The sequence below is a fragment of the Streptomyces chrestomyceticus JCM 4735 genome (assembly GCF_003865135.1).
Lineage (GTDB): Bacteria > Actinomycetota > Actinomycetes > Streptomycetales > Streptomycetaceae > Streptomyces > Streptomyces chrestomyceticus.
In genome coordinates this window covers 6,171,424-6,185,725 of sequence record NZ_BHZC01000001.1, presented here as the reverse complement: position 1 = coordinate 6,185,725, position 14,302 = coordinate 6,171,424, and the positions used below count along the sequence as shown (strand labels likewise).

The window sequence follows — 14,302 nt, the reverse complement described above, 5'->3', positions numbered from 1 at the left end:
GGGTTCGATTTCCGGACCCTCCACCCCCTAAGAGGTGTGCCATGACCCCCGACACAGGACGCCCGCCCGCGGGCCGGGCAAGACGCACGGCCCGGGTCGCGGCCGTCGCGGCGATCGCCGTCGCCACCGCGGCCGGGCCCGCGCTCACCGCGGCCGGCGCCGCCTTCGCGGCAGGCACCGACGCGGACGCCCGAATATCCGCCGGCACCACACCCGCGCCGAAGTCCCCGCACGACAAGCTCGGTTCGCAGGACGCCGAGCTGCTCGCCCGCGCCAAGTCCGGCGGCGCCCGGTTCGTCTCGATGATGCTGGCCACCGCGCCGGGCGCCACCGAGCAGGCGGCCGCGGGGCTGGACTCCCTGAAGGGCGCCTCCGTCGGGCGTACGGACGACAAGCTCGGCTACGTCCGGGCCACCGTGCCCACCGCCCAGGCCGACGCGGCCATCGCGAAGATGCAGAAGCTGTCCTCCGTGCACGCCATCGACCTCCGCCAGGAGATCAAGCTGCCGGACCCGCGGCCCGGCGCGGACAGCAAGCACCAGGGCAGGCCGCAGGCCGGAAGTTACCCGGCGCCCGGCAAGGACACCCCGGCGAAGAACCCGTACCAGCCGTCCTTCGAGACCGGCGCGGTGGACTTCGTCCGCGACCACCCGAAGGCCGACGGCCGCGGCGTGACCATCGGCATCCTCGACTCCGGTGTGGACCTGGCGCACCCCGCGCTGCAGAAGACCACCACCGGCGAGCGCAAGATCGTCGACTGGGTCACCGCGACCGACCCGATCAGCGACGGCGACCAGACCTGGCGCCCGATGACCACCGCGGTCTCCGGCCCGTCCTTCACCTACGGCGGCCGGACCTGGAAGGCCCCCGCGGGCTCGTACCTGGTCAGCACCTTCGCCGAGGCCGCCACCACGGGCGGCGACATGAAGGGCGACCTGAACCGCGACGGGGACACCACCGACCGCTGGGGCGTGCTCTACGACCCGGCTGCCGGCACCGTCCGGGTGGACCTGAACGACAACGGCGACTTCACCGACGACCAGCCCATGAAGCCGTACAAGGACGGCTTCGACATCGGCTACTTCGGCAAGGACGACCCGAGCACCCCGATCGCCGAGCGCATCCCCTTCACGGTGGAGATCCGCAAGGACGTCCCGATGGACCCGCTCGGCGGGGACTGGACGGGCAAGAAGGCCGACTTCGTCAACATCGGCGTCGTCGAGTCGGAGCACGGCACCCACGTCGCGGGCATCACCGCGGCGAACGGCCTGTTCGGCGGCAAGATGAACGGCGCGGCGCCCGGCGCGAAGCTGGTCTCCTCGCGCGCCTGCACCTGGAGCGGCGGCTGCACCAACATCGCGCTCACCGAGGGCATGATCGACCTCGTCACCAAGCGCGGCGTGGACATCGTCAACATGTCGATCGGCGGCCTGCCCGCGCTCAACGACGGCAACAACGCCCGCGCCGAGCTGTACACCCGGCTGATCGACACCTACGGCGTCCAGTTGGTCATCTCGGCGGGCAACAGCGGCCCCGGCGCCAACACCATCGGCGACCCCGGCCTGGCCGACAAGGTCGTCAGCGTCGGCGCGTCCATCTCCAAGGAGACCTGGGCGGCCAACTACGGCTCGGCCGTGACGCGCAAGTACGCCATGCTCCCGTTCTCCTCCCGCGGCCCGCGCGAGGACGGCGGCTTCACGCCGATCATCACCGCGCCCGGCGCCTCCATCAACACCATCCCCACCTGGGAGCCCGGCAGCCCCACCGCCGAAGCGGGCTACGAGCTGCCGCCCGGTTACGCCATGCTCCAGGGCACCTCGATGGCCGCACCGCAGGCCACCGGCGCCTCGGCGCTGCTGCTGTCCGCCGCGAAGCAGCAGCGCGTCGCGCTGCCCCCGGCGAAGCTGCGCACCGCGCTCACCTCGACCGCCAAGCAGATCAAGGGCTTCCAGTCGTACGAGCAGGGCTCCGGCCTGATGGACATCCGCGCCGCCTGGTCCGCGATCCGGCACGGCGCCGCCGCCCATGAGTACACCGTCCGCGCCCCCGTGAAGACGGCCCTGTCCGACTTCCTGAAGACGCCCGGCTACGGCACCGGCCTGTACGACCGCGAGGGCGGCCTGAAGGTGCGCCAGTCCCGGACGTACGAGATCACCCTCACCCGTACCACCGGCCCCGACCGCCCCGTCCGGCACGAGCTGGACCTGATCAACAACGACGGCACCTTCGACCTGCCGGACGAGGACGGCGCGGTCTGGCTGCCGCTGAACCAGCCGGTGACCTTCGAGATCACCGCCAAGCCGCGCACCGCCGGCATCCACAGCGTCACCGTGGACCTGGACGACCCGCGCACCGAGGGCGTCGACCGCAAGATCCTCGCCACCGTCGTGGCCGCCGAGCCGCTGGCCGCGCCCACCCACGCGGTCGCCAAGTCCGGCACCGTCCAGCGCAACGCCACCACCTCCCACTTCATCACCGTCCCGAAGGGCGCCAAGGCCCTCCAGGTCTCGATGAGCGGGCTCGCGGCCGGCAGCCAGACCCGCTGGATCGCCCTCAGCCCGCAGGGCGTCCCGGTCGACCCGACCGGCACCCCGAACTGCTACCCGAACTACCCCAACCCCGCCAACACGTGCGACCCGACGCGGCGCACCTACAAGAACCCGGCGCCCGGCGTCTGGGAGATCGAGGTCGAGTCGCGGCGCACCTCGCCGCTGCTGGACAACCCGTACACGGTCACCGCGGCCACCCTCGGCACCACCTTCGACCCGGCCGTCCGCGTCCTGCCGGAGGCCAAGGTCGGCAGCCCGGCCCCGGTGTCCTGGAAGGTCGGCAACGCCTTCGCCGCCGTCGAAGGCACCCTCAAGGGCGGCGAGCTGGGCTCGTCCCGTACGCAGCGCCCGACGATCAAGGAGGGCGAGTCGCAGCGGTACGAGATCGTCGTGGGCAGCGGTGTGTCCCGGCTGGACGCCGCGATCGGCGCGCCCGCCGACGCCAAGGCCGACCTGGACCTGAGCGTCCTGCTCGGCGGCAAGGTCGTCGCCTCGTCGGCGACCGGCACCTCGGACGAGGCGGTCAGCATCGCCAAGCCCGCGCCGGGCACCTACACCGTCGTCGTGGACGGCTACGCGATCCCCTCGGGCAGCACCGCCTACGACTACCGTGATGTGTATTACTCCACCGGACTCGGTTCGCTCAAGACGGACGAGTCGAAACCGGTGAAGCTGGGTAGCGGAGCATCGACGCAGGTCACGGCCGAGGTCGCGGTCGCGGGCCCGGCGCCCGCCGGTCGCGAGTTCTTCGGCGAGGTCCAGTTGCTGAACGCGTCCGGGACGGTCACGGGCAGCGGTGGCGTGCGCATCGAAAAGGTCGTGTCGTAACGGCCTGAGATAGTGGACAGTAACGGGGCGGGTGCCCTCCACGGCACCCGTTCCGCTGCTGTACGTACCGAACAAGGAGTGCCATGAGGATCGGAATCGTCGGAGCCACCGGTCAGGTCGGCGGCGTGATGCGGGGCATCCTCGCCGAGCGGAACTTCCCGGTGGAGCAACTGCGACTGTTCGCCTCGGCCCGCTCCGCCGGGCGTACGCTCCCGTGGCAGGACACCGAGATCACGATCGAGGACGCGGCCACCGCGGACTACTCCGGCCTGGACATCGTGCTCTTCTCGGCCGGCGGCTCGACCTCCAAGGCGCTGGCCCCCAAGGTCGCCGACGCGGGCCCGGTCGTGATCGACAACTCCTCCGCCTGGCGGATGGACCCCGACGTCCCGCTGATCGTCTCCGAGGTCAACCCGCAGGCGATCTCCGAGCGCCGCAAGGGCATCATCGCCAACCCGAACTGCACCACCATGGCCGCCATGCCGGTGCTGCGCCCGCTGCACGCCGAGGCCGGGCTGGTCTCGCTGGTGGTCTCCACCTACCAGGCGGTCTCCGGCAGCGGCCTGGCGGGCGTCGCGGAGCTGGACGAGCAGGTGCGCAAGGCCGTCGAGCAGGACGCCACCAAGCTCACCCACGACGGTTCGGCCGTCGACTTCCCCGAGCCGGACAAGTACGTCCGCCCGATCGCCTTCAACGTGCTGCCGATGGCCGGCTCCATCGTCGACGACGGTCTGAACGAGACCGACGAGGAGCAGAAGCTCCGCAACGAGAGCCGCAAGATCCTGGAGATCCCGGGCCTGAAGGTCTCCGGCACCTGCGTCCGCGTCCCGGTCTTCAGCGGCCACTCGCTCCAGGTCAACGCGCGCTTCGAGCGCGAGATCACCCCCGAGCGCGCCAACGAGCTGCTGGCCGGCGCCCCCGGCGTCGCCCTCTCGCACATCCCCACCCCGCTTCAGGCCGCCGGCCAGGACGCCTCGTACGTGGGCCGCATCCGCAAGGACGAGACGGTCGACCACGGCCTGGCGCTGTTCCTCTCCAACGACAACCTGCGCAAGGGCGCGGCCCTGAACGCGGTCCAGATCGCGGAGCTGGTCGCGGCGGAACTGCGCGGCTGAGACGTTTCAGCACGCGTCGCGGGGCCCGTACGGATCTTCCGTACGGGCCCCGCGACGTATCCGTCCGTACGGCTACGGCCGCCGCACCTCGAACTGGAAGCACCCGTACTCCAACGCCCGGACGTGCACCAGCACCACCTCCGGCCGCGCGAAAGCCTCCGCGAGCACCGCGTCAAACCCGGCCTCCGCGTCCTCCGGAATCTCGAAGAACCGCCCGCCGACGATGTGCCCGTCCGCGTCGTACCTCCGCAGCGTCCGCAGGGCCCCCGGCCGCGCGAACGGGTACCCGGCGCGGCTGCCGTCCGGCCCACCGCACTCCCCGGCGTGAATGAACACCGGCCCACACTCGTCGTACGCCCCCGGCCGCGCTCCCCACTCCTCGGCCCACCGCCGCAACGGCGCGTACGAGACGAGCGCGACCTGATCGCCTTCCTCGATCCCCCGCAGACAGCAGCGCAGCGGACTGCCCACACTGCCCACCCGGTCCCTCACGAACCCGGCGGCGAAGGGCTCCATGGCCCGCCCGGAGTCGTCCGCGACACGCAGTTGCCGGAGGGCGGTTTCGGGGATGGGGAGGGGTGTGTACGTCGTCATACGTACAGGGTGGACGGGCATCCGGCTTGTTTCCGGCGGGAATCGGACGGGGAGATCCGCGGCGCGGCTCAGAGCGCCAAGTGCCGGCGGAGGGCTGCGTCCAGGCCCACCAGTACACGCGCCGGGACGCTGCCGACTCGTCGCCCCAGACGTTCGACGGACACCGCACGCACCTGCTCACACTGGGCTTTGGAGTCCCCCGAAAGCCCGCAACCATCGGCAGTCAGCAGCACCTGAAACGGGAAGACCCGCGTGACGTTGGAAGTCACGGGCACCACCGTGATCACGCCCCGCCCTGCGCGCTGCACGGACCGATTGGCCGCGTCGTTGGACACCAGAACTGCGGGGCGCATCTTGTTGGCCTCACTACCCCGGGCAGGCTCCAGGTCGACCAGATAGATGTCACCGCGCCGCATCAACGATCCCGTCTCCCGAGGTCCGGTCCCACAGCTGAGCGTCATCGCTCTCGTCCCACTCCTCCCAAGCCGAGGCGTAGTCCGCCTCCAACTCGGAGGCGCGCAGCAGCTCGACCGCCGCGTGTATCACGGCCGATCGGGATTCGGCGTCCGTCTTCTTGCCGTACGCGTCGACGAAGTCGATGTCCTCTTCTGGCAGGCTCACACTGATCTTCATACCCCTGATCCTACTCTGGTCGGACTACGATTGCCACCCCCAATACCACCCTCCGCAGCGGCGCACCTCCGTGGAAGGATGGCCCAAAGTCCGATGCGAAGGAGATGAACGGGTGCCTGGCACGAATCTGACCCGCGACGAGGCGCAGCAGCGGGCGCGGCTGCTCAGCGTGGACGCGTATGAGATCGATCTGGACCTCTCCGGTGCGCAGGAGGCGGGTGAGGGCGGTACGTTCCGGTCGGTGACCACGGTGCGTTTCGACGCTGCCGAGGCGGGTGCGGAATCGTTCATCGACCTGGTGGCCCCGACCGTGCACGAGGTGGTGCTCAACGGCGAGAGCCTGGACCCGGGCACCGTCTTCGCGGATTCCCGGATCGCGCTCGCGGGGCTGCGGGAGGGCCGCAACGAGCTGCGGGTCGTCGCGGACTGCGCGTACACCAATTCCGGTGAGGGCCTGCACCGCTTCGTCGACCCGGTCGACCAGCAGGCGTACCTCTACACGCAGTTCGAGGTGCCGGACGCCCGCCGGGTGTTCGCCAGCTTCGAGCAGCCGGACCTGAAGGCGACGTTCACCTTCACCGTCAAGGCCCCCGAGGGCTGGACGGTGATCTCCAACTCGCCGGCGCCGGAGCCGCAGGACAACGTGTGGCGCTTCGCTCCGACGCAGCGGATCTCCACCTACATCACCGCGCTGATCGCCGGCCCGTACCACAGTGTGCACAGCACCTGGGAGGGCGAGGGCCGCTCGGTGCCGCTGGGCATCTACTGCCGGCCGTCGCTGGCCGAGCACCTGGACGCGGACGCGATCTTCGAGGTCACCCGGCAGGGCTTCGACTGGTTCGAGGAGAAGTTCGACTTCGCGTACCCGTTCGCCAAGTACGACCAGCTCTTCGTGCCGGAGTTCAACGCGGGCGCGATGGAGAACGCGGGCGCGGTGACCATCCGCGACCAGTACGTCTTCCGCTCGAAGGTGACGGACGCCGCGTACGAGGGCCGTGCCGAGACCATTCTCCACGAGCTGGCCCACATGTGGTTCGGCGACCTGGTCACCATGGAGTGGTGGAACGACCTGTGGCTGAACGAGTCGTTCGCCACCTACACCTCCATCGCCTGCCAGGCGCACGCCCCCGGCAGCCGCTGGCCGCACGCCTGGACCACCTTCGCGAACTCGATGAAGACCTGGGCGTACCGGCAGGACCAGCTCCCCTCCACGCACCCGATCATGGCCGAGATCCGTGACCTGGACGACGTGCTCGTCAACTTCGACGGCATCACGTACGCCAAGGGCGCGTCCGTCCTCAAGCAGCTCGTCGCCTACGTCGGCATGGACGAGTTCTTCCAGGGCGTGCAGGCGTACTTCAAGGCGCACGCCTTCGGCAACACCCGCCTGTCCGACCTGCTCGGCGCGCTGGAGGAGACCAGCGGCCGGGACCTGAAGACCTGGTCGAAGGCGTGGCTGGAGACGGCCGGCATCAACGTGCTGCGACCGGAGCTGACGGTCGCCGAGGACGGTACGGTCACCTCCTTCACCGTGCTCCAGGAGGCCCCGGCGCTGCCGGCCGGCGCCAAGGGCGAGCCGGTGCTGCGCCCGCACCGCATCGCGATCGGCTGCTACGACCTCAAGGACGGCAATCTCGTCCGTACGAACCGCATCGAGCTGGACGTGGACGGCGAGCGCACCGAGGTGCCGTTCCCCGCGAACACGCCCCGCCCGGCCGTCATCCTCCTCAACGACGACGACCTGTCGTACGCCAAGGTCCGCCTGGACGAGGATTCGCTGCGCGTCGTCACCGAGCACCTGGGCGACTTCACCGAGTCGCTGCCGCGCGCGCTGTGCTGGGCGTCGGCGTGGGACATGACGCGGGACGGCGAGCTGCCCACCCGCGAGTACCTGGAGCTGGTGCTGTCGGGCATCACCAAGGAGTCCGACATCGGCGTCGTGCAGTCCCTGCACCGCCAGGTGAAGCTGGCGCTGGAGCTGTACGCGGCCCCGGCCTGGCGGGAGACCGGCCTCGCGAAGTGGACCGAGGCGGCGCTGGAGCAGTTGCGGGCCGCGGCCCCCGGCAGCGACCACCAGCTCGCCTGGGCCCGCGCGTTCATCGCCACGGCCCGTACCGACGCGCAGCTCGACCTGGTCCAGGGCCTGCTGGACGGTACGCAGGAGCTGCCCGGCCTGGCCGTGGACACCGAGCTGCGCTGGGCGCTCGTCCAGCGGCTGGCCACGACCGGCCGTGCCGACGAGAAGGTCATCGAGGCGGAGCTGGAGCGCGACCGGACCTCGGCGGGCGAGCGGCACGCCGCGGCCGCGCGGGCGTCCCGGCCGACCGCCGAGGCGAAGGCGGCGGCCTGGGCCTCGGTCGTGGACAGCGACAAGCTGCCCAACGCGGTGCAGGAGGCCGTGATCAGCGGCTTCGTCCAGACCGACCAGCGGGAGCTGCTGGCACCGTACGCGGAGAAGTACTTCGCCGTGGTCAAGGACGTCTGGGACAGCCGCAGCCACGAGATGGCCCAGCAGATCGCGGTCGGCCTGTACCCGTCCCTCCAGGTCTCCCAGGAGACCCTGGACGCGACCGACGCCTGGCTCGGCTCGGCCGAACCGGGCGCGGGCCTGCGCCGCCTGGTGACGGAGTCCCGCTCCGGCATCGAGCGCGCGCTGAAGGCACAGCGGGCGGACGAAGCGGCCGCGTAACGGCGCGCCGGACACGCTGGAAGCGCCCCGGACCGGGTGGTCCGGGGCGCTTCGCCGTCCGGGCGCTGCACCGTCCCGGCGCTTCGCGGTCCGGGCCGGGCACCGGTGCGGACGCGGGCATGGTGACGCCCGGCAGGCGGCGCGCCGGGCGCTGCCGTCTGCCGGGCGAGCCGGTCGCCGCCGGGCCCCGCCCCCCTCCGGTGAGGCCCGGTGCGGGCGCGGTGCGGGGCCGGGTCAGCCGCTCAGTTCGTCGAAGCGCCACACCAGTCCGGCGCGGCCGGTCTCGGTGAGGTCGCCGTGCAGGCGCATCCGGGCGAGGCCGCCGTCGGGGTAGACGTCCAGCCGTACGTGGGTCGCGGTCACCGGGCGCGGGAGCGCGAAGCGGTGCGGGGTGTCGGGCTGGAGCCTGGTCTGCGGGAGGATCTCGAACCAGGAGGCGTCGTCGGACGGGTCGGCGGTCTCCGCGTCGCATCCGTAGAGCGCCGCCCAGCCCGCCGAGTTGCCCTTCAGGTACGCGGTGTCGAGCTCGACGGCGCGTATCTCGCCCTGCGCGGCGAGGCGGAACCGTACCCAGTCGTGGGTGTCGCGGACGCGGCGGCGCCGGTTCTCCCAGCCGTCGTCCATCTTGCGGGACAGGTCGGGCTGGATGATCTGCGCGGGCGAGGAGTAGAAGCGGTCGGAGGCGTCCTCGACGACGCCGCCGTGCATGACGGACGCCAGGTCGACGGTGCCGAGCACGTCCAGCCACGCCGGGTCGGGCACGACCTCGCCGTACACCCGCAGCCGGGCGACGCCGCCGTCCGGGTGCTGCTTGAGGCGCAGGTGGGTGAAGCGGCGCTCGGCCGTCACCCCGAAGCCGTTGGCGGCGTGGCCGCGCACCGGTGTACGGGGGACGAGCTCCTCCCACTTCACGCCGTCGGCGAGCAGGTCCTCGGGGCCCGGGCTGCCGGGGAGCGCGGTGGCCTCGACGGTGATCTGCTGCGGGTAGTTGCCGCGGAAGTGGGCGGTGTCGACGATCACGCCCCGGACGACCCCGGGGGCGGCCAGACGGATCAGCGCCCAGTCGTGCTCGTCGTCGGTGGGGAAGGGGTGCGCGCCGTCGGCCCCGCGCCGCCGCCGGGTCTCCCAGCCGTCCATGATCTTGCCCTTGTGGCCGAAGCGCTCCGGGTCGAAGACCGCGGGGCCGGGCTTCAGCAGGTTCTCGCGCTCGGCGAAGAACTCGTCGTTCGCGGCGATGACGCCGGCGCCGAAGCGGCGGTCGGCGAGGTCGACGAGCGAGGTGAAGGGGAAGTCCCCGCCGCGGTAGTCCGCGTACGGGTCGCCGCCGCCGTACGGGGCGGCGTCGTTGGCGTGCGGGTCGGTGGCGGAGGCGGCGGCCGGAGTGCTGGTCATCTCTGCCCTTCGGTGAGGGGGTGATGTGACGCGGACTCCTCGACGATCGCAGGAACGATTAATCCAGGTCTATCGAAAGTTTCTGGAGGCTACGTTCAGGCTGACTGAACGGTCTGCCTCAGCAAGCCGTCTCGCCCCGCGGCACGGCCGCCGCCTCAGAGAGCCGCCCCGCCCGGCGGCACGGCCGCCTCCCCGGCGATCCGCCGCAGCGCGGCCAGCACCCGCGCCAGTCCCGGCGCCCCCTCCGCCCCGCGCCGTACCGCCGCCACGACATGCCGTCGCGGCTGGTCGGCACGGAGCACCCGCACCGCCACCGCGGCGGCACCGCCCTCGTCCCGTACCGGCTCGGTCCGGCCCCGCGCCCCCGACATCGCCATCCGGGGCACCAGCGCCACCCCCATACCCGCGCCGACCATCGCCAGGATCGCGTCCCAGTCGGCCGCGGCGTGCGCCCTTTCCGGGACGAATCCGGCGTGCTCGCACGCGGCCGTCGTGATCTGCGACCAGGGACCGCTGCTCCCGAAGATCCACTGCTCGCCCGCCAGATCGGCCAGCCGCAGCCCCGGCTCGTCCGCCAGCGGGTGTCCCGCGGGCAGCGCCACGTCCAGCGGGTCGGCGAGCAGCGCGAGCCGGGTGAACTTCGGGTCGCGCGGCGTCGGCGCGTGCGCGGCCAGCGAGAGCGCGAGGTCGACACTGCCCTCCGCCAGCAGCTCGTACGCCTCCGCCGCCTCCGCCTCCCGTACGGACACCGCGAGGCCGGGGTGCGAGCCGCGCAGGTCCCGTACGGCGGGTACCACCAGCGCGGGGATCGAGGTGGAGAACGCGCCGACCCGCACCTCCCCCGCCTCGCCCTGGAGGTAGCCGAGCAACTCGGCGTCCGCGCGTTCCAGTTGCGCGAAGACGGCTTCGGCGTGCCGCAGGACGAGGTGCGCGGCGTCCGTCAGGCGCACCCGCCGGCCGTGGGCCTCCAGAAGCGTCACCCCGAGCTGCCTGGCCAGCCCGGCGAGCTGCTGCGACACCGCGGACGGCGTCAGGTGCAGCGCCTCGGCGGCCGCCGTGACCGTGCCCAGCTCGTGGAGGGTGCGCAGGATGCGCAGCTTCTTGATGTCCCAGTCGGCCATGCGGGCAGCGTACGCACCGGGCGGTCGGCGGCCCTACCGGCCGCGGGCCGCCCGGCGGGCCTCCCGGGCCGCCAGCCGCTCGTCGAACTTGCGCGCCTGGTCGTCCAGCCCGCCCAGGTACGTCCCCAGCTCCTCCTGGGCCCGCAGCCCGGCCGGGCCGAGGCCGCCGATCTCCAGCACCTTCAGGTAGCGCAGCACCGGCTGGAGCACGTCGTCGTGGTGGATGCGCAGGTTGTAGATCCCGCCGATCGCCATCCGGGCCGCGGCGCGCTCGAAGCCGGGCATGCCGTGCCCCGGCATCCGGAAGCCGGTGACCACGTCCCGTACGGAGCACATGGTCTGGTCGGGCGCGAGCTCGAAGGCGGCGGCGAGCAGGTTCCGGTAGAAGACCATGTGCAGGTTCTCGTCGGTGGCGATGCGGGACAGCATCCGGTCGCAGACCGGGTCGCCGGAGTGGTGGCCGGTGTTGCGGTGCGAGATACGGGTCGCCAGCTCCTGGAAGGCGACGTACGCGATCGAGTGCAGCATGCTGTGCGCGTTGTCGGACTCGAAGCCCGCCGACATGTGCGCCATCCGGAAGTTCTCCAGCTCGACCGGGTCCACGGCCCGGCTGGTGAGCAGGTAGTCCCGCATGACGATGCCGTGCCGGCCCTCCTCCGCCGTCCAGCGGTGCACCCAGGTGCCCCAGGCGCCGTCCCGCCCGAAGAGGGTGGCGATCTCGTGGTGGTAGCTGGGCAGGTTGTCCTCGGTCAGCAGGTTGACCACCAGGGCGGTCCGCCCTATGTCGCTGACCTTGGACTGCTCGGGGGCCCACGGTTCGCCGCCCATGACGCCGTCGAAGTTGCGGCCGTCACTCCAGGGCACGTACTCGTGCGGCATCCAGTCCTTGGCCACCTTCAGGTGCCGGTTCAGCTCCTTCTCGACGACCTCTTCGAGGGCGTACAGCAGCCGGGCGTCGCTCCATGCGGCCTGGCCGCGCTCTTCTGCATGGCGGTCGGGGGCAATGGTCACGGGTACTCCATGGGGACGGGGTTACCTACGGCTCCGTAGGTTACGCCATCGTAGGTTAGGGCCGTGTGAAAACAAGCCCTCGGCGGAATCCCGCCCTCCGCGACAGGGGGCAGCGGCCCGGTGCGGTATACGCGGGCACGAAAAAGAGGGCGCCCGCCGGTTCTCGCGAACCTGCGGGCGCCCTCGAAGAGGCGTGGGGAGGAATCCTGTCGGAGTCCTGCGGGAGTCCTGGGTCAGGCCTTGGACTGCTTGCGGGACTTGTCGCCTGCCATGACCAGGCCGGCGATGACCAGGAAGAGGACGATGGGAGCGGCGACATAGAGGCCGAGCGTCTGGACGACACTCAGGCCCGGACCCGGGTCGTCACCATCGTCGCGGGTGAGCGCGAACGCGGGGGACGACATCAGCAGCATCAGCGCGGTGCCGGCCGTGATGGTTCCGGCGCGCAGGGCGTTCTTCTTGACCAGATTGCTCACGAGGTCAACGTATCGGACGCCGTTCACCCTCGCGCGCCCGGGGTGGCCTAACGGTTGACCCGGCCCCTCAGAGCCCGTTCAGGTGCGGGACCGGTGGGCCGTCACCGGCGTCAGGTGCGGGGCGGCGCGGGCCGCGAGGACCCGTACGCGTACGGCGTCGGCGGTCACCGGCGCGGGCAGCGCCAGGACGCGCCGGTGGCCGACGGTCGTCCCGCCGGCGATCCGCCGCCAGGTCCCGCCGGTCCGCGCCTCGACGGCGAATCGTTCCACCCGCTGGCCGTAGCGCGGGTCCTCCCCGAGTCCGATGCGGTCGAATGTGATGCCGGCGGGGTGTGCGGGCACGGAGCGGCCGCCCGCGGAGACGTCCCGGCCGTCCTTCAGCAGGTCCCGGCCGCCTGCCAGGAGATCCTTCCCGTACGTCTCCCGTACGGCCCGCCCGAAGCCGGTGAGGGCCGCGACATCCGCCGTATCGATCCGCCCGCCGGGCGCCGGCGGCACGTTGAGCAGCAACGACGCGTTGCGGCCCACGCTCTTCTCGTACAGGCCCAGCAACTGGGCGGGCGTCTTGGGCCGCTCCCAGGGGTGGTGGAACCAGCCGGTCCGGATCGAGACGTCCGCCTCCGCCGGATACCACTGGAGGTACTGGGTGGTGGGCGCCAGCAGCTTGGCGCGGGAGCCGATGTCGGCGTCGGTGGAGTCGTTGGGCAGGCCGCCGGAGAGCACCGACCAGGGGTCGACGGCGGACGGGGTAACGCTCCACTCCGTCTCGCGCGCCACGCCCCGCTCGTTGCCGACCCAGCGCACGCCCTGCGGCCCCTGGAAGACGACGGTGCGGGGCGAGAGGCGGCGGATCGTCTCGAACCACTGGCGCACGTCGTACTTCTGCGTGATACCGGCGTCCGCCCACGGGTTCGCGCCGTCCAGCCACAGCTCCTCGACCGGGCCGTACTGGGTGAGCAGTTCGTAGACCTGGTTGAGGTAGTACGCGTCGTAGTCGTCGGCGCGGACGGTGAAGGAGGGCAGCCGTCCGTCGCGTACGGCGTCGGCGCGGTCGTCACCGGGGACGAGGGTGGGAAGGGTGCGCTCGGTGACGGGGCTGCCGTTGCCGAAGCGGCCCAGCCCGGCGGGCGCCCGGCCGCGGTCCTCCAGGGCGACCCGTTCGGGCAGGCTGAGCGGCTTGCCCTCGGCCTGCTTGCGCCGGACCTCCTCGACCCAGCGCGCGTGCCAGGCGTGCGGCAGTTCGGCGCCGTCGGACGGGGAGAGGTAGAAGCCCACCGCGAGCCCGGCCTTGCGGGCGGCCCGCACGTACGCGCCGACGACGTCCGGCCTTCCGGGGCTCGCCCGGACGGTGTGCGGAGTGTAGCGGCTGGGGTAGAGCACGAAGCCGTCGTGGTGCTTCACGGTCAGCATGACCTGCTCGGCGCCCGCCGCCTTGTACGCGCGCATCCACTGGTCGACGTCGAGGCGCGGCGGCGCGAACCACGTCGGGTCCTCGGTGCCGGAGCCCCACTCGCGGCCGGTGAAGGTGTTCATGCCGAAGTGCGTGAACGCGGTGACCTCACGCTCCTGCCAGGCGCGCTGCGCGGTGGTCGGCACGATGTGGGCGGCCTTCTCGATGATCCGGGCCGGAGTGTCGCAGGGCAGGACGGTCATCTGGGAGGCGGGGCGTACGGGGCCCTGGCAGGAGTTCGCGGCGGGTTGAGGGGCGAAGAGCGGCGGTTGGACGGGATGACGGGCGAAGGCCGGCGGCTGGACGGGTTCCGGCCGTCCGTCGGCGGCGGTGGCCTGGAGCGGGAACGGCAGCGCGAGGGCAGCGGCGACGGTGAGCGCGAAGACGGTGCGGAAGCGGGCGCGTAAACGGGCGCGTGATCGGCTTCTTGCCATGGTTCCCTCC

The 14,302-nt window shown here is 71.9% G+C and carries 12 protein-coding genes; 4 read left to right on the top strand and 8 right to left on the bottom strand.

Annotation, left to right across the window (positions count from 1 at the left end; genetic code table 11):
* Positions 1 to 41: 41 nt before the first annotated feature.
* Both EJG53_RS26775 and EJG53_RS26770 read left to right on the top strand, forming a co-directional pair.
* Positions 42 to 3,377, top strand: coding sequence for a S8 family serine peptidase (locus EJG53_RS26775; protein WP_125047027.1), 3,336 nt, complete (start codon positions 42 to 44; stop codon positions 3,375 to 3,377).
* An 83-nt stretch (positions 3,378 to 3,460) separates the two neighbouring features.
* Positions 3,461 to 4,492: an aspartate-semialdehyde dehydrogenase gene (locus tag EJG53_RS26770; RefSeq protein ID WP_125047025.1), complete on the top strand. Its 1,032-nt coding sequence runs from the start codon at positions 3,461 to 3,463 to the stop codon at positions 4,490 to 4,492.
* Positions 4,493 to 4,564: 72 nt separating this feature from the next.
* Here the strand turns inward: EJG53_RS26770 and EJG53_RS26765 are convergent, their stop codons facing one another.
* The 3 genes from EJG53_RS26765 to EJG53_RS26755 all read right to left on the bottom strand — a co-directional run bounded on the left by EJG53_RS26765 (position 4,565) and on the right by EJG53_RS26755 (position 5,719).
* Positions 4,565 to 5,086: a DUF1203 domain-containing protein gene (locus EJG53_RS26765; protein WP_125047023.1), complete on the bottom strand. Its 522-nt coding sequence runs from the start codon at positions 5,084 to 5,086 to the stop codon at positions 4,565 to 4,567.
* A 68-nt stretch (positions 5,087 to 5,154) separates the two neighbouring features.
* Positions 5,155 to 5,502 carry a type II toxin-antitoxin system PemK/MazF family toxin gene (locus tag EJG53_RS26760; RefSeq protein WP_125047021.1) on the bottom strand — a complete coding sequence of 116 codons (348 nt, stop codon included), beginning with the start codon at positions 5,500 to 5,502 and terminating at the stop codon, positions 5,155 to 5,157.
* Entirely contained in the window at positions 5,489 to 5,719 is a 231-nt protein-coding gene (locus EJG53_RS26755) for a ribbon-helix-helix domain-containing protein (RefSeq protein WP_125047019.1), read from the bottom strand. The genes EJG53_RS26760 and EJG53_RS26755 overlap by 14 nt, the downstream gene beginning before the upstream one ends.
* Before the next feature lie 112 nt (positions 5,720 to 5,831).
* Between EJG53_RS26755 and pepN the strand changes: the two genes are divergently transcribed.
* Positions 5,832 to 8,408 carry an aminopeptidase N gene (gene pepN, locus EJG53_RS26750; RefSeq protein ID WP_125047017.1) on the top strand — a complete coding sequence of 859 codons (2,577 nt, stop codon included), beginning with the start codon at positions 5,832 to 5,834 and terminating at the stop codon, positions 8,406 to 8,408.
* Between the two features lie 234 nt (positions 8,409 to 8,642).
* On the opposite strand, the gene alc is transcribed toward pepN, so the two are convergent.
* The 5 genes from alc to EJG53_RS26725 form a co-directional block, all read right to left on the bottom strand.
* Positions 8,643 to 9,800 (bottom strand): allantoicase, encoded by a 1,158-nt coding sequence (alc, locus tag EJG53_RS26745; RefSeq protein ID WP_125047015.1) that lies wholly within the window; start codon positions 9,798 to 9,800, stop codon positions 8,643 to 8,645.
* Positions 9,801 to 9,955: 155 nt separating this feature from the next.
* Complete coding sequence (locus EJG53_RS26740) at positions 9,956 to 10,921, bottom strand: LysR family transcriptional regulator (protein WP_125047013.1); 966 nt, start codon at positions 10,919 to 10,921, stop codon at positions 9,956 to 9,958.
* Between the two features lie 33 nt (positions 10,922 to 10,954).
* The gene (locus EJG53_RS26735) at positions 10,955 to 11,932 is read right to left on the bottom strand and encodes an acyl-ACP desaturase (protein ID WP_125047011.1); all 978 of its coding nucleotides are present in this window, start codon (positions 11,930 to 11,932) and stop codon (positions 10,955 to 10,957) included.
* 233 nt (positions 11,933 to 12,165) lie between these two features.
* Positions 12,166 to 12,408, bottom strand: coding sequence for a hypothetical protein (locus EJG53_RS26730; RefSeq protein WP_030020579.1), 243 nt, complete (start codon positions 12,406 to 12,408; stop codon positions 12,166 to 12,168).
* Between the two features lie 78 nt (positions 12,409 to 12,486).
* Positions 12,487 to 14,061 (bottom strand): alpha-L-fucosidase, encoded by a 1,575-nt coding sequence (locus EJG53_RS26725; RefSeq protein WP_125047009.1) that lies wholly within the window; start codon positions 14,059 to 14,061, stop codon positions 12,487 to 12,489.
* Positions 14,062 to 14,136: 75 nt separating this feature from the next.
* Here EJG53_RS26725 and EJG53_RS43405 point away from each other — a divergent pair, with 75 nt between their 5' ends.
* Positions 14,137 to 14,265: a hypothetical protein gene (locus EJG53_RS43405; protein WP_280526785.1), complete on the top strand. Its 129-nt coding sequence runs from the start codon at positions 14,137 to 14,139 to the stop codon at positions 14,263 to 14,265.
* Positions 14,266 to 14,302: the final 37 nt, after the last annotated feature.

Bases quoted from the DNA above. Each gene is read 5' to 3' on its own strand.
- EJG53_RS26775 (WP_125047027.1), top strand. From the start codon at position 42: ATGACCCCCGACACAGGACGCCCGCCCGCGGGCCGGGCAAGACGCACG.
- EJG53_RS26770 (WP_125047025.1), top strand. From the start codon at position 3,461: ATGAGGATCGGAATCGTCGGAGCCACCGGTCAGGTCGGCGGCGTGATG.
- EJG53_RS26765 (WP_125047023.1), bottom strand. From the start codon at position 5,086: ATGACGACGTACACACCCCTCCCCATCCCCGAAACCGCCCTCCGGCAA.
- EJG53_RS26760 (WP_125047021.1), bottom strand. From the start codon at position 5,502: ATGCGGCGCGGTGACATCTATCTGGTCGACCTGGAGCCTGCCCGGGGT.
- EJG53_RS26755 (WP_125047019.1), bottom strand. From the start codon at position 5,719: ATGAAGATCAGTGTGAGCCTGCCAGAAGAGGACATCGACTTCGTCGAC.
- alc (WP_125047015.1), bottom strand. From the start codon at position 9,800: ATGACCAGCACTCCGGCCGCCGCCTCCGCCACCGACCCGCACGCCAAC.
- EJG53_RS26740 (WP_125047013.1), bottom strand. From the start codon at position 10,921: ATGGCCGACTGGGACATCAAGAAGCTGCGCATCCTGCGCACCCTCCAC.
- EJG53_RS26725 (WP_125047009.1), bottom strand. From the start codon at position 14,061: ATGACCGTCCTGCCCTGCGACACTCCGGCCCGGATCATCGAGAAGGCC.
- EJG53_RS43405 (WP_280526785.1), top strand. From the start codon at position 14,137: ATGACGGGCGAAGGCCGGCGGCTGGACGGGTTCCGGCCGTCCGTCGGC.